The organism is Pseudomonas sp. NPDC089734 (genome assembly GCF_044748865.1).
In the GTDB taxonomy this organism is placed as follows: domain Bacteria; phylum Pseudomonadota; class Gammaproteobacteria; order Pseudomonadales; family Pseudomonadaceae; genus Aquipseudomonas.
On the sequence record NZ_JBIVGV010000006.1, the window covers coordinates 124,752 to 144,035 of the forward strand.

The following is a 19,284-nucleotide window of genomic DNA, read 5'->3' on the forward strand; positions in this document are numbered from 1 at the left end:
AGCCTTCTGACCGTCGTCAGCAGGCTTTTGTGCGCATGGCCATCTGCAGAAACCAGAGGGAAGCGCCATGTCGACCATCAGCAGCAGCCATTCGGCCAGCACCACGTCCACCCAGACCCAACGCCTGACCGCCGCCCTCAGCGCCGCGATCCTTGGCGCCTGCCTGGTGTATTTCGCCGGTTTCTCGCACATTGCCGCCGTTCACAACGCCGCCCACGACACACGTCACAGCGCCGCCTTCCCCTGCCATTGAGACCTGACGCCATGTTCAAGCGAATCGCCCAGACGGCAGGCTTCACCGGCCTGTTGGCGGCCCTGCTGTTGACCCTGCTGCAAAGCTTCTGGGTCGCGCCCCTGATTCTTCAGGCTGAAACCTACGAAAAGGCTCCCGCCGAACATCTACACGAGCATGCCGAAGGCACCGCCGCGCACAGTCACGACGATGAAGCCTGGGAACCGGAAGATGGCTGGCAGCGCGTACTCTCCACCACCGGTGGCAATCTGGTGGTTGCCGTCGGCTTTGCCCTGATGCTGGCCGCCCTCTACACCCTGCGTGCGCCGGGCCGCACCTCTCAAGGCGCGCTCTGGGGGCTGGCCGGTTTTGCGGTATTCGTCCTGGCCCCTACGCTGGGCCTGCCACCCGAACTGCCCGGCACGGCAGCCGCCGACCTGAACCTGCGTCAATACTGGTGGATCGGCACGGCCGCCTCCACCGCCGCGGGTCTGGCCTTGCTGGTGTTCGGCCAGAACGGGCTGCTCAAGGTGCTGGGCGCAGCCATTCTTGTCGTACCTCATCTGATCGGCGCGCCACAGCCTGCAACCCATGAGAGCCTGGCTCCCGAAGCCCTGGAGTCGCAGTTCATCCTGGCGTCGCTGCTGACCAACGCACTGTTCTGGATTGCTCTGGGCCTGATCAGCGCCTGGTTGTTCCGTCGCAACAACACCGACCTGCATGCCTGAGTCTCTGGTAGCGGGGATCGGGTGCCAGCGTGGCTGTACAGCCACGCTGTTGCTGGAGCTGATCGAGCGCAGCTTGCAGGCCCATGGCCTGGATATCAGCGCCATCACCGCCCTCGCCTCCACTGATATCAAGCAGGACGAACCGGGCTTGCTGGAGCTGGCTGAAAGGCTGTCAGTCCCGCTGATCTTTTTCAGCGCCGACCAACTGGCAGCTTACGAACCTCAGCTCACTCATCGTTCGCCCAAGGCTTTCGAGCATACGGGTTGTTACGGCGTTGCTGAAAGTGCGGCCCTGGCGCTGGCCAGCCAACCGGGCAAAGGCCCGGCCACCCTGGTGATTTCACGCCAGAAAAGCCCACAAGCGACATTTGCCTTGGCATCCGGCCCTGCTCCGGGTTGATAATCCGCCGCTCATTCACCGCGCCCGACACTGGAGAACCCATTGACCGTCTTTTTCATCGGTGCAGGTCCTGGCGACCCGGAGCTGATTACCGTTAAAGGCCAGCGACTGATCCATTCCTGCCCGGTCATTATTTATGCTGGCTCATTGGTTCCAGTGGCCGTTCTGGAAGGCAATCGGGCCGTTCAAGTGGTCAATAGTGCCGAGTTGCACCTGGAACAGATCATCGCCTTGATGAAATCTGCTCATGCACAAGGCCAGGATGTGGCCCGCGTCCACTCCGGCGACCCGAGCCTGTATGGCGCCATCGGTGAGCAGATTCGCTGCCTGCGCGAACTGGGTATTCCCTTTGAAATCATCCCCGGTGTGACTGCCACTGCCGCCTGTGCGGCGCTGCTCGGCAGCGAACTGACCCTGCCGGATATCTCCCAGAGCGTGATCCTGACTCGCTACGCCGACAAGACGTCAATGCCGGCAGGCGAAGAACTGGCGAGCCTGGCTCAGCATCGAGCCACCATGGCCATTCATCTGGGGGTCAAGAATCTGCAGAAAATCGTCGATGAGTTGATACCGCATTATGGTGCGGACTGCCCGATAGCCGTGGTTCATCGTGCCAGCTGGCCGGATCAGGATTGGGTTCAGGGGACGCTGACCGACATTGGCGAGAAGGTACAGGCGAAGGGGTTCAAGCGTACGGCGCTGATACTGGTGGGACGTGTGCTGGCCAGTGACACGTTCAGCGAGTCATCGCTGTATCGTGCGGGGCATGCGCATTTGTTCAGACCGTAGGACCGGATTTATCCGGGAAAGCATTTTTTCTGCCAGCGCAGATGCGGCGAATGTATCAGGCTCTTCCCGGATAAATCCGGTCCTACAGGTTCCGCCCTACTGCGGGCTTTTCGTGTTTGAAAAGCGAAAGAAGGCTCTTTGCCACGATGGTACAGACACCGCAGAACAACACGCTCCTCGTCAGGAAACATATCCGGATTTTGTTGTGTGGCGAGTATCGGTTCCGCCTTTACGGCGGGCCCCTTTGTTTCGGCAAAGGGGCGAAACCATTGGCTCCGGTTCGGCCCCGCCTGACGGCGGGGTTCCCTTGCTCCGGCGTTGTTACATGGGGCCGCGCCGATGGACCATTCCTGGCCTGGCGGCGCTTGCTCGGCTCCTGCCTCGCACCCCACTCCACAACACCTCCACTCGGCCTTCACCAGCGTCGCAGCCGGTGGCGTCTGGGCTTTGTGTGTTTGAAAAGCAAAGCAAATAAGAGCCAAAGAATGCTCTTTACCACGATAGTGCGGACACCGCAAAACGCGACGTTGGTGACGGCTGAGTGGAGGCGGTGATCCGGTGGGAATTCTGCAGGGATGCAGAATTAGCCGCACTGGGCCATGGATGGCCCATTGTGGCGACCGCCGGATCAGCGCCGGAGCGAAGGGACCCTGCCGTCAGGCAGGGCCGAACCCGGAGCAATGGTTTTGCCTACTTTGTCCGAAAACAAAGTAGGGCGCCGTAAAGGCGCAAGGCGGCATCAAGCCGAACGAACCATCCAAGAACAGGTACGTTTCTCTACTGTGGGCATATCCGGATTTTGTTGTGTGGCGAGTATCGGTTCCGCCTTTACGGCGGCCCCCTTTTGTTTCGGCAAAAGGGGGGAAAACCATTCGCTCCGGTTCGGCCCCGCCTTGGGGCGGGGTTCCCTCGTTTCCGGCGTTGTTCCATGGGGCCGCGCCGATGGGCCATCCCTGGCCTGGCGGCGCTTGCTCGGCTCCTGCCTCGCACCCCACTCCACAACACCTGCACTCGGCCTTCACCCACGTCGCAATCGGTGGTGTCTGGGCTTTCTGTGTTCAAAAAGCAAAAGCAAAGAAAAGCTAAAAAGCTCTTTGCCGCGATGGCGTGAACACCGCCAAACGCGACGCTGGTGACGGCTGAGTGGAGGCGGTGATCCGGTGGGAATTCTGCAGGGATGCAGAATTAGCCGCACTGGGCCATGGATGGCCCATTGTGGCGACCGCCGGATCAGCGCCGGAGCGAAGGGACCCTGCCGTCAGGCAGGGCCGAACCCGGAGCAATGGTTTTGCCTACTTTGTCCGAAAACAAAGTAGGGCGCCGTAAAGACGCAAGGCGGCATCAAGCCGAACAGACGATTCGCGGATAAATCTGCTCCCACACAATCCGCTCCTACAGAAACAACTTAGTAGTAGGCGTTTTCTTTCTGGGTATGGTCAGTCACATCGCGCACGCCAGACAGCTCAGGAATACGCTCCAGCAAGGTACGCTCGATACCTTCCTTCAGGGTGACATCCGCCTGACCGCAACCCTGGCAACCACCGCCAAACTGCAACACGGCGATATTCTGGTCGTCTTCCTCGACCACATCGATCAGCGTGACCTGACCACCGTGGCTGGCAAGCCCAGGGTTGATCTCGGTTTGCAGGTAGTAGTTGATACGCTCGTTGATCGGGCTGTCGGCATTGACCATCGGCACCTTGGCGTTAGGGGCCTTGATGGTCAACTGGCCACCCATGCGATCCGTGGCGTAGTCGACAACGGCATCGTCCAGAAAGGCTTCGCTGAAGCCGTCGATCCAGGCGGTGAAGCTCTTGAGGCCGATGGCCTTGTCTTCAGGTTTTTCTTCGCCCGGCTTGCAATAGGCAATGCAGGTTTCAGCGTACTGGGTGCCAGGCTGGGTGATAAACACGCGGATGCCTATGCCCGGGGTATTCTGCTTTTCCAGCAGATCGGCCAGATAATCGTGGGCAGCATCGGTAATAGTAATAGCGGTCATGTACGTTCCTCGCAGACTTGTCGGCAGTTTACGCCAATCGGGTGCGCCATACAAAGTCCCAGTATTTTTGTCAGGAAAGAACCACCGATGGCCGTTCCGCCTGCCGAGCCTCCAGGCTGCGCCTCATTCGACGGTACAGCCCCTTCTCGATCCACTCATAACTGCCCCACGCCCCTATGGCGATGATGGGGACGCAGAACGCAAATACCAGATACGGACTCAAGGCAAAACGCTGCGCCATGAGCAAACCGCCATACAGCACCAGCACATGCAGCAGGTACACCGAGTAGGAACAGTCACCCAGCGTCTTGAGCAATCGACTATTGCGCATGTATGGCTCAAGCGAGATGGCGCACAACACGATCAGGGCGCTTGGCAGTCCCCAGTTCAGCAGGCGCTGATCGTTGCCCAGGTGATGAATCGCAAGCAATGCCGCCACGATCCCCGCCACGGGTAGCCATAGCCCTTCCTTGATCAGGCCCCGGCGATAAAGCATGCCAATGCCGATCCCCAACAGGAATTCATAGACGATATCGTTGCCGTAGAACCGGCTGATCAACCCGCTGCGGGCCAGGATCTCGGTCACGACAAACAGGGCAGCAGCAATAATCAATGGCCGGTGGCGCTGCTCGAACAGAAAGACCATGGAAAACAGCACGTAGAACAGCATCTCGTAATTCAGTGTCCAGCCAACGTTCAACGTGGGATACAGGCCATAACCGCCGGGGTTTTCCGAAGGGATGAAGAACAGCGACAGCAGGAAGTTCTGCCAGCCGATGACCTGATGCGGCAGCCAGGGTGCCGCTACCAGCAGCAATAGCCCCATGGCGGCGGTATACAGCCAGTACGCCGGAACGATGCGGATCAGGCGGTGCAGGATGAAACGCCCGGCAGGCATGTCGCTGTTGTGGGTCGAGAGGAAAATCACCAGCCCGCTGATGACAAAAAAGATATCGACGCCCACCGCACCCTTGGAAACAAAGAATTCGCCAACCGGACCGCTGGCCTTGAAATCGAAAAAAATCTGCATGAAGTGATGACACACCACGACCCATGCGGCAAATGCCCGCAAAGCCTGAACCGAAATCAACATCCACGAACCTCTTGTCACCCGCCTTCAACCAACGTCCGGTCCCGAAGCGGGCCAGACACGCATGAGGTCGGACAGTGGGATGACCAAAAAGATCGGAGAAACTTCGTTTCGTTCAGGAAACAGTAGTGGCTGCAGGCCACGTCGTACGTGGCCTGCAACGTGATCTACAGGTTTTCGTAGCGGTTCATGTCCAGCACACCGGCTTCTCTCGGCTCGGTTTCCTGGATGTAGCGATTGAGGTCATGGAACCAGGTCCAGAACATCGGATGGGTGCGACGCACACCCCAACGCTGGACGATCCGTTCAAAGCTGGCCGGGTCACGCGCCTGCTGCATGGACTCGACAAACGCTGGCACTTCGCTGGCCGCGATATTGAACATGAAGTTCGGATAGCTGCTCAGCACACCGGGATAAATGGTCAGGGTGTCCAGCCCCGGCTGATAGCGATAGGACTCGCCCAGCAGGAATGCCACGTTGCTGTGGGCCCGGTTGCGCAACATGCTGTAGACCATGCGCTTGCCGGTAGCGTCTTCGATACGCAACATCGTCGCTTCGGACAACTGGTCAATGACCTTGAGGCCTGCGGCGGGTCTCGACACCAGACGACTGAGAGCCTGTTCGGCCTGAGCGAAGCCCGGGCTGATACCAGCGCGCGAACAGTAAGCGCCCTGACAGCGATTGATCGGATCAGGCGCAGCATTGAGCGTGCCGGCACGCTGGATCAGCTTCTGCGCGAAATCCTGACGGGGGCGATGTTCGTCGAGCTTCAGACCGCTGGGCGTATCGTCATCGATATGCTGGTAATCCAGCCACATCTTGACCTTGCCAGAGTTCTGATACAGGTCGTCGAGCATTTTCTCGCGCTTGTCGGCGGGCATCAGACGCAGGAAGTTGATCTCGGCACCGTTGCGGATCAGGTCGAAATACAGCCGGGTCTGGGCCTGATGGGAAATATTGCCGTAGACATCGAAGTTCACCGCCAACTGGTAATAGGTACGCTCCAGCAACGGGAAATCGAACAGCCACAGTGAATGCGGCACATCACCGATCAACCCCTTGTTCACCGAGGCGCTGTCAAAGTGCCGGAACACGGTCAGCAGGGAGTTATCGTTGCCGGACCAGAGCGTGGACCAGCTTGGCGGCGTCATGCTGGCATAGCTGTCGCGGCGCAGGTTTTCATAGGCATTGCGACGGTCCCGGTAGGACAGCCACAGGCTCAGGATGCTACCGACTTCATCGTTCTGCCCCGGCATGGCCAGCAGTGGCGTTGCACGTCCACGGTACTGGGCATCGACGATGTAACGATCATGACCCGGCTCCTGGAACAGTACCCAGAAATGATCGCGAATCACGTCGGTCGCAATCTGGCCACGGCACACCGGGCCACGAATGAAGGTGCGCACGAAGTATTCGGCGTTATCGAGCATGAACTGATAGCGCGCCTGCGCCGGAATGGCCTCGAAGGTCAGGAACGGGTTGGCACGATGCCCTGGCCCGTAACCGGGCAACGAATCGACGTGCCAGTTGGCGGTATAGAACAGCTCCTTGACCCGTTGCAGCTTCTGTGGGCCCAGCGCGTAGGTGATATGAGTCTTGTGGACGATCACGCCCTGCACCGGTATCAACCGGTAATAGAAGTCATTGCCCGGATCGTCATTGGGACGACGGGTAGCGATCAGGTCGACCGGTTTGCCGCTTGGCGTACGGGATCGCACCCACTGGAAGAAATGCCCGGTATCGCCGCCTTCAAAATAGACGTGCGCCAGAAACAGGTGCTCGTACAGCCAGCGCCCCACCAGAGTTTCCTTGGCACCGGAACGGTTGAGCAAGGCTTCCCACTCGGCAATCTGTGCCGCTTCGGCGACAGTGGGCATGACGGGCTGTTGTTCCACCGGAGCACCGGCCGACAGCCAGCGCTGCAAGGTCTGATACTCGGCGTCGGTCAGCCCTGTCACCGCCAGAGGCATGCCCCCGGTGGGATGCGCCTTGGCGTAGGCATTGAACTCTCCCGGCAGCGGACACAGGTTTTCCCGGTTCAGGCCCAGCACGATATCGTCGGGGATCTTGCTGTTGGGCGGTAATGGCGCACTGCGCCCCAGTTCCAGCATGCGTGCCATCAAGGCCGCCTGGCTGCCCTGGGCATCGAGCACCGAATAGAAATCCTTGCGCCGCCAGGCCTCGGTGCCACTGGCATCGTAGAACAGCCGCGTAGGGGCCATTGCCGTGCTGCGCTCCCCCTGATAGACCGGGATCTTGTTGGCCCCGCGACTCACCCCTTCTCCACTGCCCAGATTCAACTGACAGGGTGCATCGTTGCAGGCATGGCAGGCCACGCACTTCTGGGTCAGGATCGGCTGGATATCCCGCACGTAGGAAATATTGGGCTGAGGGGGCGACGCGACGCCCTGTGCCTGGACAGCGCAGCACCATAACAGCAGAACGAGGCTTAGCAATGAGCGGTGCGGCATATCCTGGGCCTTGAAATGAAAAACGCGCAATTCTACAGCGGATAACGGGCACCAACATGAGCTATTTTCATGAAGGAACCCCATCAACACCAAAAGCGCTCCGGTTTGATATGATTCCGGCCTTTCTGTATCGGCTTTTCAAGGTAGCCCCATGTCTGACCGCAGCGCCCGCCAGCAAGCTTTTCTCGACGCACTGAAACAGAGGATCCTGATCCTCGATGGCGGCATGGGGACCATGATCCAGAGCTATCGGCTCGAAGAAGAAGACTATCGTGGCAAACGCTTCGCCGACTGGCCAAGCGATGTCAAGGGCAACAACGACCTGCTGGTGCTCACCCGCCCGGATGTCATCGGTGCCATCGAGAAAGCGTATCTGGACGCAGGTGCCGACATTCTCGAAACCAACACCTTCAACGCCACCCAGGTTTCCCAGGCCGATTACGGCATGGAATCGCTGGTCTACGAACTGAACGTAGAAGGCGCGCGTCTGGCCCGCAAGGTCGCCGATGCAAAAACCCTCGAAACCCCGGACAAGCCACGCTTCGTCGCCGGCGTTCTGGGCCCGACCAGCCGCACCTGTTCCCTGTCGCCTGACGTGAACAACCCCGGCTACCGCAACGTGACCTTCGATGAGCTGGTGGAAAACTACACCGAAGCCACCCGCGGCCTGATCGAGGGCGGTGCCGACCTGATCCTGATCGAAACCATCTTCGACACCCTCAATGCCAAGGCCGCGATCTTCGCCGTGCAAGGGGTATTCGAGGAAATCGGCTTCGAACTGCCGATCATGATTTCCGGCACCATCACCGACGCCTCTGGCCGGACCCTGTCGGGCCAGACCACCGAAGCGTTCTGGAACTCGATCAGCCACGCCAAGCCGATTTCCGTGGGTCTGAACTGCGCCCTGGGTGCCAGCGAGTTGCGCCCCTACCTGCAGGAGTTGGCCACCAAGGCCAACACCCATGTTTCCGCACACCCGAACGCCGGCCTGCCCAACGCCTTCGGTGAATACGACGAACTGCCCAGCCAGACGGCAAAGATCATCGAAGAGTTCGCCCAGAGCGGCTTCCTGAACATCGTCGGCGGCTGCTGCGGCACCACCCCAGCCCACATCAAGGCCATTGCCGAAGCGGTGGCCGGTTACGCCCCGCGCCAGATCCCCGACATTCCGCGCGCCTGCCGCCTGTCGGGCCTGGAACCGTTCACCATCGATCGCCAGTCGCTGTTCGTCAACGTCGGTGAGCGCACCAACATCACCGGTTCTGCCCGTTTCGCCCGCCTGATCCGTGAAGACAACTACACCGAAGCCCTGGAAGTCGCCCTGCAACAGGTCGAAGCCGGTGCCCAGGTGATCGACATCAACATGGACGAAGGGATGCTGGACTCGAAGAAGGCCATGGTGACCTTCCTCAACCTGATCGCAGGCGAGCCGGACATCTCTCGCGTGCCGATCATGATCGACTCCTCCAAGTGGGACGTGATCGAAGCCGGCCTCAAGTGCATCCAGGGCAAGGGCATCGTCAACTCCATCAGCATGAAGGAAGGCGTCGAGCAGTTCATCCATCACGCCAGGCTGTGCAAACGCTATGGCGCGGCCGTGGTGGTGATGGCCTTCGACGAAGTGGGCCAGGCCGATACCGAAGCGCGCAAGAAGGAAATCTGCAAACGCTCCTACGACATTCTGGTCAATGAGGTCGACTTCCCGCCGGAAGACATCATCTTCGACCCGAACATCTTTGCCGTCGCCACCGGCATTGAAGAACACAACAACTACGCGGTGGACTTCATCAATGCCTGCGCCTACATCCGTGACGAGCTGCCTTACGCGCTGAGTTCCGGCGGCGTCTCCAACGTGTCGTTCTCGTTCCGTGGCAACAACCCGGTGCGCGAAGCCATTCACTCGGTGTTCCTGCTGCATGCGATCCGCAACGGCCTGAGCATGGGTATCGTCAACGCCGGTCAGCTGGAGATCTACGACCAGATCCCGGTCGAGCTGCGTGAGCGGGTCGAGGATGTGGTCCTCAACCGCACCCCCGAGGGTACCGACGCCCTGCTGGCCATTGCCGACAGCTTCAAGGGCGATGGCAGCGTCAAGGAAGCCGAAACCGAAGAGTGGCGCAGCTGGCCGGTGAATCAGCGCCTTGAGCATGCGCTGGTCAAGGGCATCACGACCCATATCGTCGAAGACACCGAAGAATCCCGCCTGTCGTTCTCACGCCCGATCGAAGTGATCGAAGGCCCGCTGATGTCCGGCATGAACGTGGTCGGCGACCTGTTCGGCTCGGGGAAAATGTTCCTGCCGCAGGTGGTGAAATCCGCTCGCGTGATGAAACAGGCCGTGGCGCACCTGATCCCGTTCATCGAGCTGGAAAAAGGCGACAAGCCCGAGGCCAAGGGCAAGATCCTGATGGCCACGGTCAAGGGCGACGTCCACGACATCGGCAAGAACATCGTCGGCGTGGTACTGGGCTGCAACGGTTATGACATCGTTGACCTGGGCGTCATGGTGCCGGCCGAGAAGATTCTTCAGGTGGCCCGCGACGAGAAGTGCGACATCATAGGCCTGTCCGGCCTGATCACGCCGTCCCTGGACGAGATGGTCCATGTGGCCCGTGAGATGCAGCGCCAGGATTTCCATCTGCCTCTGATGATCGGCGGTGCGACGACCTCCAAGGCACACACCGCCGTCAAGATCGAGCCCAAGTACAGTAACGACGCAGTCGTCTATGTCACCGACGCCTCCCGTGCCGTGGGTGTGGCCACGCAGTTACTGTCCAAGGACCTGAAAGCAGGCTTCATCGAGAAGACCCGTCTCGAATACGTCGAAGTGCGTGAGCGCACCTCGGCCCGCAGCGCCCGCACCGAACGCCTCAGCTATGGTGCAGCGGTGGCGAAAAAGCCGCAGTTCGACTGGAGCAGCTACGAGCCGGTCAAACCGACCTTTACCGGGACTCATATCCTGGAAGACATCGACCTGGACGTACTGGCCGAGTACATCGACTGGACGCCGTTCTTCATTTCCTGGGATCTGGCCGGCAAATACCCGCGCATCCTGACCGACGAAGTGGTTGGCGAAGCGGCAACCACACTGTTTGCCGACGCCCAGGCCATGCTGCGCAAGCTGATCGACGAAAAGCTGATCAGCGCCCGTGCGGTGTTTGGCTTCTGGCCAGCCAATCAGGTCAACGACGACGATCTGGAAGTCTACGGTGACGACGGCAAGCCTCTGGCGAAGCTGCATCACCTGCGTCAGCAGATCATCAAGACCGACGGCAAGCCGAACTTCTCCCTGGCCGACTTCGTGGCGCCCAAGGACAGTGGCGTGACCGACTATGTGGGCGGCTTCATCACCACCGCCGGCATCGGTGCCGAAGAAGTGGCCAAGGCCTACCAGGACAAGGGCGACGACTACAACTCGATCATGGTCAAGGCTCTGGCCGACCGTCTGGCCGAAGCCTGCGCCGAGTGGCTGCACCAGCAGGTGCGCAAGGAGTATTGGGGTTACGCCAAGGACGAGCACCTGGACAACGAGGCGCTTATCAAGGAGCAATACGTGGGCATCCGCCCTGCTCCAGGCTACCCGGCCTGCCCGGACCACACGGAGAAGAGCACCCTCTTCGCCCTGCTCGATCCGCTGCCCGAAGGCACACCGGCCCACACGCCGGGCAAGAGCGGCGTGTTCCTGACCGAACACTACGCGATGTTTCCGGCAGCTGCTGTCAGTGGCTGGTACTTCGCCCATCCACAGGCGCAATACTTCGCCGTGGGCAAGGTCGACAAGGATCAGGTCGAAAGCTACACCGCTCGCAAGGGTCAGGACCTGAGTGTCACCGAGCGCTGGCTCGCACCAAACCTGGGTTACGACGAGTAATCCCCACGCAAAACTGTAGGAGCGAATTCATTCGCGAGAGGCCCGTGAAGCTGAAGGAAATCTATCGCCTTCAATCGGTTCTCGCGAATGAATTCGCTCCTACACGCTTTACTTCGTGGCAGGCGGAACCTGCGGCAACATGTTCTTCAGGGCGAACGGCGAGTCATCATCGCTCGACGCCCTCTTGAACGCCTGCATATCGAGGTGATAATTCTCGACTTTCGCCGCCTCCAGAAAACGCCTGGTATCCGCCGGCTCGACCAGCTGTAACACCCGCACGCTGCGCTCACCGATTCCGGCGCGAGTCCGGACGTCGGCCGTGTCGTAGTCATGCAGCAGAAGCATGGCCCAGCCTCCGATGGTGAAATGCCCGGTCGCCACTGCGCTCAAGCGACCATTCAACTGCGCCTGAAGCGAAAGAGTCGTGCCATTGATGGCGCTGAAGAAAACATCCTTGCCCGGCTCACCGCCCTGTTCGCGCAATGCGTCCATGGCCCCAAAAGCCATCTGCTCGTTCGCGGCCCAGATCAACCGGATATTCGGATAACGCTTGAGCAGCACCCTGGCCTGCTCCTGCGCCCGGTCCCGACGCCAGCCGCCCAATACGATCTGACGCAGGTGAATGTGCGGATATTCGGCCAGCGCCCGCCGCATTCCCTGCTCGCGCGCCAATGAAACGGGGGTGGAGTTCGTACCGGAAAAGGCCAGCATCTCGACAGGCTGACCATCGGCCCGCTCGGGATAAAGGCTTATCAGGCGCTTGGCCGTCAGGTAACCGCCCTCTTCGTCATTGCCCACCAGACTGCCGATGAAATCCGGGTATCGAACCGACATGTCGCCCAGTATCCGCCGCTGATCCCCCGTCAGCGTATTGTTGACGGCCAGCAGCTTGACCCCGCTCCCCACGGACAAACGCAGGATCTCGGGCGCTACATTCAATTCATTGGAGAACACCAGATAATCGGGGCGCGCCCTGGGCCCCTGAAGCGTTTCTCGCGCCATATCCAGCAGCTTTCGGGTGTCACGATCGGTGTACAACACCTTGAGTGACATGCCGGTGGCTCCGGCCGCCGACTGCATGACCCGCTCATAGCTTTGCCAGTAGCCATCGGAAGCAAAGCCAGGGCTGAGAAAGACAACGGAAGCGGCCAGGAGCGAGCCACTCCATAAACCGCCGAAAACGGTCAGGCAGAAGAAGACAAAACCATTCATATGCATTGAGCCTTGAACAAAACTGCTCTCGATATGAATGGCTATCGGCTGCCCTCCCCAAATACTGGAGAGCAGGACCTTCAAACCTGGCTACAGGACTATTGCCCACTGACCCAGAAGACAGCGGCTCCTACCGCCAGAAGAATGAGAAAGAAAATGGCCCAGGCATCCACATGGCTATCGGTTCGGGTGGTTTTCGGGTGTTTGCTCATCGCATCGCCTCTTGTCGGTTTTATAGGTGATTGCATATGAAAAGACAGGTCGCGCCCCTCATCGGACAACGATCAGCAGTCAGTAAAGTCCACACTTGACCACACATCAAGCAGGGATTTGCTCAAAGGCCGACTTGCTTATCGCTTTTAACGATTTGCATATATATAAACATCACTTTTACCGATATCCGCAAACTGGTATCTTCGCCACCGCTCCGCCGGGAGTGCGCGGCCGTGCGCGCAGAATTGTCTAGATGACGCAAGGCTTCGTCGCGAACTAGTGACGCGATCACTGACGCAGCAACCCTTGCTTCATTACGAAGCCTGAGAACAGGACCTATATGTACGTATACGACGAGTACGATCAGCGGATCATCGAGGACCGCGTCAAGCAGTTCCGTGACCAGACCCGACGCTACCTGGCGGGTGAACTGAGCGAAGAAGAATTCCGCCCTCTGCGCCTGCAGAACGGCCTTTATGTCCAGCGTTTCGCACCGATGCTGCGCGTTGCCGTTCCTTACGGCCAACTGACGTCGCGCCAGATGCGCATGATGGCCAAGATCGCCCGCGACTTCGACAAGGGCTACGCCCACATCAGCACGCGCCAGAACGTGCAGTTCAACTGGCCTGCACTGGAAGACGTGCCGGATATCCTTGCCGAACTGGCCACCGTGCAGATGCACGCCATCCAGACCAGCGGCAACTGCCTGCGCAACGTCACCACCGACCAGTTCGCCGGTGTGGCCGCCGACGAAGTCGTCGACCCGCGCCCATGGTGTGAAATCGTGCGTCAGTGGACTACGTTCCACCCGGAATTCGCCTACTTGCCGCGCAAGTTCAAGATCGCCATCAACGGTTCGACCAGTGACCGCGCTGCCATCGAAGTGCACGACATCGGCCTGGAGCCGGTGCGTAACGCTGCCGGCGAGCTGGGCTTCCGCGTACTGGTCGGCGGCGGCCTGGGCCGTACGCCGGTCGTGGGCTCCTTCATCAACGAGTTCCTGCCCTGGCAGGACCTGTTGAGCTACCTGGACGCGATCCTGCGGGTCTACAACCGCTACGGTCGTCGTGACAACAAGTACAAGGCCCGGATCAAGATTCTGGTCAAGGCCCTGACACCTGAAGTCTTCGCCGAGAAGGTCGAAGCGGAAATGGCTCACCTGCGCGGTGGCCAGACCACGCTGACCGAAGCTGAAGTCCAGCGCGTCTCGAAACACTTCGTCGATCCGGACTACAAGGCCCTCAGCGATCAGCACGCCGAGCTGGCTGCCCTGGATGCACAGCACCCTGGTTTCGCCCGCTGGCGTACCCGCAATGTCCTGGCCCATAAGAAGCCTGGCTACATTGCCGTGACCCTGTCGCTCAAGCCAACCGGCGTGGCCCCTGGCGACCTGACCGACAAGCAGCTGGACGCCGTTGCCGATCTGGCCGACCGTTACAGCTTCGGCCAGTTGCGCACCTCCCACGAGCAGAACATCATCCTGGCCGACGTCGAGCAGTCGCAGTTGTTCACCCTCTGGAGCGAGCTGCGCGAAAACGGCTTCGCCACCCCGAACATCGGCCTGCTGACCGATATCATCTGCTGCCCTGGCGGTGATTTCTGCTCCCTGGCCAACGCCAAGTCGATCCCGATTGCCGAGTCGATCCAGCGTCGCTTCGACGACCTGGACTACCTGTTCGACATTGGCGAGCTGGACCTGAACATTTCCGGCTGCATGAACGCATGCGGTCACCACCACGTTGGCCATATCGGCATTCTGGGCGTGGACAAGAAAGGCGAAGAGTTCTATCAGGTTTCACTCGGCGGCAGCGCCAGCCGTGATGCAAGCCTGGGCAAGATCCTCGGCCCGTCCTTCGCCCAGGAGGCAATGCCGGACGTGATCGAGAAACTGATCGACGTCTACGTTGAAAAACGTACCGAAGACGAGCGTTTCATCGACACCTACCAGCGTATCGGCATTGACCCTTTCAAGGAGCGCGTCTATGCAGCGAATCATTAAGAACAACGAAGTCATCGACGAAACCTGGCACCTGCTGCCCAAGGACACGACCTTCGACAGCCTGTCCAACTGCGACGACCTGATCGTTCCTCTCGCGCTGTGGCGCGAGCATGGTCATGCACTCAAGGCCCGCGACGGCGGCCTGGGCGTATGGCTGGACAGCGATGAAGAAGCCGAAGAGATCGGTGCCGATGTCGAGCACTTCCAGGTCATCGCCCTGAACTTCCCGGCCTTCACCGACGGTCGAAGCTATTCCAACGCACGCCTGTTGCGTGATCGCTATGGCTACAAGGGCGAACTGCGGGCGATTGGCGACGTGCTGCGCGACCAGTTGTTCTACCTGCGCCGTTGCGGCTTCGATGCGTTCGCCGTCCGTGCCGACAAGGATCCCTACGATGCCCTTGAAGGCCTCAAGGACTTCTCGGTGACGTACCAGGCGGCAACCGACGAGCCTTTGCCGCTGTTCCGTCGTCGCTGATACAGCCAACGGTCTGAAACGAAAAAGCCCGGCCCTCTTCTGAGGGCCGGGCTTTTTCATGCCTGCATGAGTCAAAGCGTATTTCTGTGGAAGCGGATCGAGTGGCGCATTATTTCCGACAGCACAGATGCCGTGAATGTACGAGCCTCTTCCCGGATAAATCCGGTCCTACACCCTCACGAAATATCACCAGAACCGTTGCTGAGTCAGGCGATTCCACCAGCCCGTGACCAGACGGTCCACCGAGGACTCTGCCGCCAGCCCGACACGCTCCTGCAAGCTCTTGCGCTGGGCATAGTGCAGGTGAAACACCTCGGCATCCCTGGCACGTTCGGCCAGGTACTGGTCACTGGTCTTGAGCTCGTCGATCAGTTGCTTCTCGAGGGCCGCCATGCCCAGCCAGACCTCACCGGTTGCCACTTCATCGATGGACAATTGCGGGCGATAGGTGGCGACGAAACCTTTGAACAGGTCATGGGTGATGTCCAGATCCTGCTGGAATTTTTCACGACCCTTTTCGGTGTTTTCGCCAAATACGGTCAAGGTGCGCTTGTATTCGCCAGCGGTCAGCACTTCAAAGTCGATATCGTGCTTTTTCAGCAGGCGGTTGACGTTGGGCAACTGGGCCACGACGCCGATGGACCCCAGAATCGCAAACGGGGCGCTGATGATCTTGTTACCGATGCAAGCCATCATGTAGCCGCCGCTGGCCGCCACCTTGTCGATGCATACGGTCAGCGGGATGCCCGCCTCACGGATACGCGCCAGTTGCGATGAGGCCAGGCCATAGCTGTGAACCATGCCGCCGCCGCTTTCCAGACGCAGCACCACTTCGTCCTTGTCGGTGGCCAGGGTCAGCAGCGCGGTGATTTCATGGCGCATGCTTTCAGTGGCCGAGGCCTTGATGTCACCATTGAAATCCAGCACGTAGACCCGTGACTTCGGCTCGGGCTCGGCCTGCTTCTTTTCTTTCTTCAGGGCCTTGCCCTGCTCCTTGCGCAAGGCTTTCAGGCGAACCTTGTCCAGCAGCGACTGCTCCAGATGCTCGCGCAAACCTTTATAGAAGTCATTGAGTTTGGTGACCTGCAATTGCCCGGCGGTCCTGCGACGACCTTTTCCACGTACGGATGCGATGGCGACCAGTACGATGACAATGGCGACGACCAACGTGACCGTCTTGGCCAGAAAACTTGCGTAATCGGCAACGAAATCCACAGATACTCCTCACTTGCGTTGCGCCCTTTCCAGTCAAGGGCCGCGATGGCCCAAGCATACCGAGGCGCCTGCCCGATCACCAGCACACGGCTTGATGAGACTGTGTTGCAAAGCATTAAAACGCCAATTTCAAACGCCCGTATGTTTTTTCGTTGACAGGTCCCGGCCATCCCTCATAACCTCGCCAGACCTTCAACGTACCGAGACGACACGGACGTGGGCAGCATTTACCTGATACGACATGGCCAGGCTTCATTCGGTGCAGACGATTACGACGTCCTGTCGCCTGTCGGCATTCGTCAGGCTCAGGTACTCGGCAATCATCTGGCGCAACTGGGGCTGAGCTTCGATCGCTGCCTGTCGGGCAACCTGAAACGTCAGAAAGACACTGCACACACCGCTCTCGCACAACTGGCCGAAGCCGGCCTTGAGCCCCCAGCCCTGGAAATCGACAGCGCCTTCAATGAATTCGATGCCGAAGGTGTCGTTCGTGCGCTGATACCGGCCATGCTGCCCGAAGAGCCCGAGGCGCTGAATATCCTGCGTAACATTGGCCACAACCCAGCCGAGTTCCAGCGCCTGTTCGCGCTGATCATCAGCCGCTGGCTCGGTGGCGAACACGACATGCCGGGCATGCAAAGCTGGCTGGCGTTCGTCGCAGATGTACAGGCAGGTCTGAACCGAATCATCGAGGCAGCAGGCAAGCATGAACGCATCGCCGTGTTCACCTCCGGCGGCACCATCACCGCCTTGCTGCACCTTGTTACCGGAGTGCCTGCACATCAGGCCTTCGAGCTTAACTGGCATATCACCAATACCTCGCTGCACCAGCTTGAATTCAGTGGCAGCAAGGTGACCCTGGCTTCCTTCAACAGTTACACCCACCTGCAACTGCTGAAGGCGCCGGAGCTCATCACTTATCGCTGAGCCCGGCACACCGCGCCCCGACCGGCGCCAGAACCAACCACAAAAGGATAAAACCATGACCTCAGTAGCCGACGCCGTCCAAACCATGAAAGCCAAGTTCAACCCAAGCGCCGCTTCGGGCCTGGATCTGGTTTTCGGTTTCAACATCACTGACGAAGACAAGCACTACGCCCTGATCGTCAAGGACAGCACCTGCGAACTGCAGGAAGGCGAAAACCCTGACGCCAACGTGACCCTGGTCATGGACAGCGAAACCCTCAAAGGCATCGTCAGCGGCGAGACCGATGGCATGCAGGCATTCATGGGCGGCAAGCTGCGCGCAGAAGGCGACATGATGCTGGCCATGAAACTGAGCGAGCTGTTCCCGGTTTAAACCGACGAGAGCACGTCAGCGCCGCACATGAAAAACCGAAGCTTCAGGGCTTCGGTTTTTTTTCGCCTGCAATCAAACCGGCTGATCGAATGGCAACACGCTAGCCTATAAGGCGGCCGCAGGGTTGTTCAGGAACACCTTGCTCATTAGATTGGCCAATGATGCTGGCAGACCATAATAAGCAGAAGGGACCCGCATGACACTCACCGACCAGTCCACTGATGTCCGCCCCGGTGAAGAGCTGGACGCACGCCTTATCGATCCCTGCCTGAAAAGCCATATACCCGGCTTGAGCGGCCTGCCCGTGATCAGCCAGTTTCCGGGCGGAGCCTCGAATCTCACCTACCTGATACGGTATCCCGAACAGGAATTTGTCCTGCGCCGCCCCCCCTTCGGGCACAAGGCCAGGTCGGCCCACGACATGGGCCGCGAGTACCGCATTCTCAATGGCCTCAAGGATGCGTTCCCCTACTGCCCCAAAGCCTATCTGCACTGCACCGATGACACCCTGATCGGCTCCGATTTCTATGTCATGGAACGGGTCAAGGGCATCATCCTGCGCTCGGACCTGCCTCCAGCATTGAACCTGAATGCCGGGCAGACTGAAGCATTGTGCAAAAGCTTCATCGACAAGCAGGTGGAACTGCATCAAGTCGACTACCAAGCCTGCGGTCTGGCCGATCTGGGCAAACCTCAGGGCTATGTCGAGCGGCAGATTCTGGGCTGGAGTGATCGCTATGAAAAAGCCATGACGCCCGATGCTCCGGCCTGGGAAAGGGTCAAGCACTGGCTGGCGGAAAAGAGGCCTGCCGATCACCCGAAACCCGCCATCGTCCACAACGATTACCGCTTCGATAACGTGATTCTCGATCCGCAGAATCCCATGCGCATCATCGGTGTGCTGGATTGGGAGATGACCACACTCGGCGACCCGCTGATGGACCTGGGTAACACCCTGGCCTACTGGATACAGGCTGACGACCCTGCCCCGGTCCAGTTGATGCGCCGCCAGCCCAGCAATGCCCCCGGCATGCTGACCCGTCAGCAGTTCGTCGACTACTACGCCGAACGTTCAGGCATCCGTATCGATAACTTCGATTTCTATTACACCTACGGCCTGTTTCGTCTCGCTGGCATCGTGCAACAGATCTACTACCGGTTCTTTCATGGCCAGACTCAGGACAAGCGCTTCGCGTCGTTCATTCACATGAACGCGCTACTGGAGCGCATGAGTCTGCAAGTGATCGATAACTCCAGCCTTTGAGTGCAGTGACCCAAGGAAACCAC

Annotated in this window: 15 protein-coding genes; 10 read left to right on the forward strand and 5 right to left on the reverse strand. The window is 59.5% G+C overall.

Going from position 1 to position 19,284, the window contains the following annotated elements:
* Window positions 1-67: 67 nt before the first annotated feature.
* The 4 genes from ACIPY9_RS10000 to cobM are packed head-to-tail and all read left to right on the forward strand — an operon-like array spanning window position 68 to window position 2,149.
* Complete coding sequence (locus tag ACIPY9_RS10000; protein WP_400700036.1) at window positions 68-253, forward strand: CbtB-domain containing protein; 186 nt, start codon at window positions 68-70, stop codon at window positions 251-253.
* Window positions 254-264: 11 nt separating this feature from the next.
* A complete protein-coding gene (locus tag ACIPY9_RS10005) occupies window positions 265-960 on the forward strand; it encodes a CbtA family protein (RefSeq protein WP_400700038.1) in 696 nt (231 codons plus the stop codon).
* Window positions 953-1,360: a cobalamin biosynthesis protein gene (locus ACIPY9_RS10010; protein ID WP_400700040.1), complete on the forward strand. Its 408-nt coding sequence runs from the start codon at window positions 953-955 to the stop codon at window positions 1,358-1,360. The genes ACIPY9_RS10005 and ACIPY9_RS10010 overlap by 8 nt, the downstream gene beginning before the upstream one ends.
* Window positions 1,361-1,402: 42 nt before the next feature.
* On the forward strand, window positions 1,403-2,149 hold the full coding sequence (gene cobM, locus ACIPY9_RS10015) for a precorrin-4 C(11)-methyltransferase (RefSeq protein ID WP_400700042.1): 747 nt from the start codon (window positions 1,403-1,405) through the stop codon (window positions 2,147-2,149).
* A 1,405-nt stretch (window positions 2,150-3,554) separates the two neighbouring features.
* On the opposite strand, the gene nfuA is transcribed toward cobM, so the two are convergent.
* From nfuA to ACIPY9_RS10030, 3 genes are all read right to left on the reverse strand, one after another.
* Entirely contained in the window at window positions 3,555-4,148 is a 594-nt protein-coding gene (gene nfuA, locus ACIPY9_RS10020; protein ID WP_400700044.1) for a Fe-S biogenesis protein NfuA, read from the reverse strand.
* A gap of 70 nt (window positions 4,149-4,218) precedes the next feature.
* Entirely contained in the window at window positions 4,219-5,241 is a 1,023-nt protein-coding gene (locus tag ACIPY9_RS10025) for an acyltransferase family protein (protein ID WP_400700046.1), read from the reverse strand.
* A gap of 164 nt (window positions 5,242-5,405) precedes the next feature.
* A complete protein-coding gene (locus ACIPY9_RS10030; RefSeq protein WP_400700361.1) occupies window positions 5,406-7,538 on the reverse strand; it encodes a fatty acid cis/trans isomerase in 2,133 nt (710 codons plus the stop codon).
* Between the two features lie 322 nt (window positions 7,539-7,860).
* Between ACIPY9_RS10030 and metH the strand changes: the two genes are divergently transcribed.
* The gene (gene metH / locus ACIPY9_RS10035; RefSeq protein WP_400700048.1) at window positions 7,861-11,580 is read left to right on the forward strand and encodes a methionine synthase; all 3,720 of its coding nucleotides are present in this window, start codon (window positions 7,861-7,863) and stop codon (window positions 11,578-11,580) included.
* Between the two features lie 108 nt (window positions 11,581-11,688).
* On the opposite strand, the gene ACIPY9_RS10040 is transcribed toward metH, so the two are convergent.
* Window positions 11,689-12,792: an ABC transporter substrate-binding protein gene (locus tag ACIPY9_RS10040; RefSeq protein ID WP_400700050.1), complete on the reverse strand. Its 1,104-nt coding sequence runs from the start codon at window positions 12,790-12,792 to the stop codon at window positions 11,689-11,691.
* 553 nt (window positions 12,793-13,345) lie between these two features.
* On the opposite strand from ACIPY9_RS10040, the gene ACIPY9_RS10045 reads away from it, so the two are divergent.
* Both ACIPY9_RS10045 and ACIPY9_RS10050 read left to right on the forward strand, forming a co-directional pair.
* Complete coding sequence (locus tag ACIPY9_RS10045) at window positions 13,346-15,004, forward strand: nitrite/sulfite reductase (RefSeq protein ID WP_400700052.1); 1,659 nt, start codon at window positions 13,346-13,348, stop codon at window positions 15,002-15,004.
* Window positions 14,988-15,482: a DUF934 domain-containing protein gene (locus ACIPY9_RS10050; RefSeq protein ID WP_400700054.1), complete on the forward strand. Its 495-nt coding sequence runs from the start codon at window positions 14,988-14,990 to the stop codon at window positions 15,480-15,482. The genes ACIPY9_RS10045 and ACIPY9_RS10050 overlap by 17 nt, the downstream gene beginning before the upstream one ends.
* Before the next feature lie 186 nt (window positions 15,483-15,668).
* Here ACIPY9_RS10050 and sohB read toward each other — a convergent pair whose 3' ends face one another.
* Window positions 15,669-16,697 (reverse strand): protease SohB, encoded by a 1,029-nt coding sequence (gene sohB, locus ACIPY9_RS10055; RefSeq protein ID WP_400700056.1) that lies wholly within the window; start codon window positions 16,695-16,697, stop codon window positions 15,669-15,671.
* Window positions 16,698-16,913: 216 nt separating this feature from the next.
* Between sohB and ACIPY9_RS10060 the strand changes: the two genes are divergently transcribed.
* The 3 genes from ACIPY9_RS10060 to ACIPY9_RS10070 all read left to right on the forward strand — a co-directional run bounded on the left by ACIPY9_RS10060 (window position 16,914) and on the right by ACIPY9_RS10070 (window position 19,261).
* Entirely contained in the window at window positions 16,914-17,624 is a 711-nt protein-coding gene (locus tag ACIPY9_RS10060) for a histidine phosphatase family protein (protein WP_400700058.1), read from the forward strand.
* Between the two features lie 55 nt (window positions 17,625-17,679).
* Window positions 17,680-17,997 carry an SCP2 sterol-binding domain-containing protein gene (locus tag ACIPY9_RS10065; protein WP_400700060.1) on the forward strand — a complete coding sequence of 106 codons (318 nt, stop codon included), beginning with the start codon at window positions 17,680-17,682 and terminating at the stop codon, window positions 17,995-17,997.
* A 196-nt stretch (window positions 17,998-18,193) separates the two neighbouring features.
* Window positions 18,194-19,261 carry a phosphotransferase family protein gene (locus tag ACIPY9_RS10070; protein WP_400700062.1) on the forward strand — a complete coding sequence of 356 codons (1,068 nt, stop codon included), beginning with the start codon at window positions 18,194-18,196 and terminating at the stop codon, window positions 19,259-19,261.
* The last annotated feature ends 23 nt before the right edge of the window (window positions 19,262-19,284 follow it).

Coding starts and splice junctions, on each gene's coding strand:
- ACIPY9_RS10000 (WP_400700036.1), top strand. CDS start 68: ATGTCGACCATCAGCAGCAGCCATTCGGCCAGCACCACGTCCACCCAG.
- ACIPY9_RS10005 (WP_400700038.1), top strand. CDS start 265: ATGTTCAAGCGAATCGCCCAGACGGCAGGCTTCACCGGCCTGTTGGCG.
- ACIPY9_RS10010 (WP_400700040.1), top strand. CDS start 953: ATGCCTGAGTCTCTGGTAGCGGGGATCGGGTGCCAGCGTGGCTGTACA.
- nfuA (WP_400700044.1), bottom strand. CDS start 4,148: ATGACCGCTATTACTATTACCGATGCTGCCCACGATTATCTGGCCGAT.
- ACIPY9_RS10025 (WP_400700046.1), bottom strand. CDS start 5,241: ATGTTGATTTCGGTTCAGGCTTTGCGGGCATTTGCCGCATGGGTCGTG.
- metH (WP_400700048.1), top strand. CDS start 7,861: ATGTCTGACCGCAGCGCCCGCCAGCAAGCTTTTCTCGACGCACTGAAA.
- ACIPY9_RS10040 (WP_400700050.1), bottom strand. CDS start 12,792: ATGAATGGTTTTGTCTTCTTCTGCCTGACCGTTTTCGGCGGTTTATGG.
- ACIPY9_RS10045 (WP_400700052.1), top strand. CDS start 13,346: ATGTACGTATACGACGAGTACGATCAGCGGATCATCGAGGACCGCGTC.
- ACIPY9_RS10050 (WP_400700054.1), top strand. CDS start 14,988: ATGCAGCGAATCATTAAGAACAACGAAGTCATCGACGAAACCTGGCAC.
- ACIPY9_RS10065 (WP_400700060.1), top strand. CDS start 17,680: ATGACCTCAGTAGCCGACGCCGTCCAAACCATGAAAGCCAAGTTCAAC.
- ACIPY9_RS10070 (WP_400700062.1), top strand. CDS start 18,194: ATGACACTCACCGACCAGTCCACTGATGTCCGCCCCGGTGAAGAGCTG.